The 760-nt window shown below is 66.3% G+C and carries 1 protein-coding gene; it reads right to left on the bottom strand.

Translation table 11 applies throughout. The features are described from left to right. A partial coding sequence (locus HUA76_RS44760) for an AMP-binding protein (RefSeq protein WP_174464425.1) occupies positions 1 to 760 on the bottom strand: 760 nt, incomplete at both ends.

The following is a 760-nucleotide window of genomic DNA, read 5'->3' as shown; positions in this document are numbered from 1 at the left end:
CCTCGCGGACAAGCAGAGCGCCCAACTCCTCGAGCGACAGGGCATGAGGAGGAGCGAGGACGAGCTTGGAGCCGTGGAGGAGAGCGCCCCAGATTTCGAGGGTGGAGGCGTCGAAGGCGACGGGGGCCGCGTGGAGCCAGACGTCGGAAGCGGCGAAGGAGATGAAGGAAGAGGAGACGAGGCGGGTGACGCCTCGGTGAGGGACGCAGACACCCTTGGGCTCACCGGTGGAGCCGGAGGTGAACATGACGTAGGCAAGGTCATTGCCCGTCACGTCCAGAAGGGGTGCCGAACTGGGCTGGCGAGCGATGCGAGAAGCCTCCTCATCGATGACGAGGAGGACAGCACCGAAAGCGGGCAGGTCATCGACGACGTCGGAGTGAGAGAGGACGACGCCGGCTGAGGACTCGCGGAGGACGAAGGCGAGGCGGTCGGAGGGCCAGGCCTTGTCGAGGGGGACGTAGGAGGCGCCGGCCTTGAGGATGGCGAGGAGGGAGACGATGAGGTCGGCGGAGCGGTCGAGGCGGACAGCGACGCGAGAGCCGGGAAGAACGCCGAGAGTGCGCAGGTAATGGGCGAGCTGATTGGAGCGCGAGTCGAGCTGAGCGTAGGAGACAGACTCCTCACCCGACACAACGGCGACAGCATCAGGCGTGCGCGCGGCCTGCTGAGCGAAGAGCGAAGGGATGGATGCGTCGCGCGGGTAATCACTGACAACGCCATTCCAACCCGCGAGGACCTGCTGCTTCTCCGCCAACGT

The sequence above is a fragment of the Myxococcus sp. CA056 genome, assembly GCF_013336715.1.
GTDB lineage: Bacteria > Myxococcota > Myxococcia > Myxococcales > Myxococcaceae > Myxococcus > Myxococcus llanfairpwllgwyngyllgogerychwyrndrobwllllantysiliogogogochensis.
This window is presented reverse-complemented; position numbering and strand designations above follow the sequence as displayed.